1 protein-coding gene is annotated in these 842 nt (G+C 68.4%); it reads right to left on the bottom strand.

Features of this window, described 5'->3' with window-relative positions; genetic code table 11:
* On the bottom strand, positions 1 to 589 hold a 589-nt coding region (locus DD1DGNOD_RS29015), incomplete at its 3' end, for an ATP-binding cassette domain-containing protein (protein WP_241255551.1).
* Between the last annotated feature and the right edge of the window lie 253 nt (positions 590 to 842).

Genomic DNA, 842 nt, shown 5'->3' with positions numbered 1-842 from the left:
CGCTCTCGGCGTCCAAGTGGTTCGTGGGCTCGTCCAGCAGGAGCAGGTCGGGAGCTTCGAGCAGGAGCTTGCACAACGCGACACGGCGCCGCTCACCACCGGAGAGCTTGGTCACATCGGCGTCGCCGGGAGGCAGGCGCAACGCGTCCATCGCCTGGTCGAGCTGGCTGTCGAGCTCCCAGGCATTCGCCGCCTCGATCCTGTCGATGAGGGCTGCCTGCGCGGCGAGGAGGGAGTCGAAGTCCGCGTCCGGCGCGGCCATCTTCTCGTTGATCTCCTCGTACCGGGCAAGGACCTCACGGATCTCCCGGACGCCGTCCTCGACATTGCCGCGGACGTCCTTTGTCTCGTCCAGCGGCGGTTCCTGCGCAAGCATGCCGACGGTGAAACCGGGACTCAGCGTCGCGTCTCCATTGCTCGGCTGGTCAAGACCGGCCATGATCTTGAGCAGCGACGACTTACCCGCACCGTTCGGACCGACGACACCGATCTTTGCGCCGGGCAGGAACGACAGGGTGACGTCGTCGAGAACGACCTTGTCACCGTGGGCTTTGCGCACTTTGCGCATCTGGAAGACGTACTGCGCCATGCGGTCAACCTTATGGGTCAGATGGGCCTGCCGGTCCGGCCGGTCCGGCGAATCTCACCGGCCGGGCAGGTAGGGCCGCGGCAGAGCTCCTCGCCATGGGCCGTAGCCTCCGCCGCGGCCGGCCCAGGCAGGTACTGCAAGGGCGGATCCCGCCAGCCGCGACTGCGTCCTCATCCGGGCCGGCACCGGGCAGGTACTGCAGGGGCCGGCAGCACGAGGCGGGCAGCACGAGGCGGGCACCACGAGGCGGGCA

It is taken from the genome of Candidatus Protofrankia californiensis (assembly GCF_900634765.1).
Lineage (GTDB): Bacteria > Actinomycetota > Actinomycetes > Frankiales > Frankiaceae > Protofrankia > Protofrankia californiensis.
This window is presented reverse-complemented; position numbering and strand designations above follow the sequence as displayed.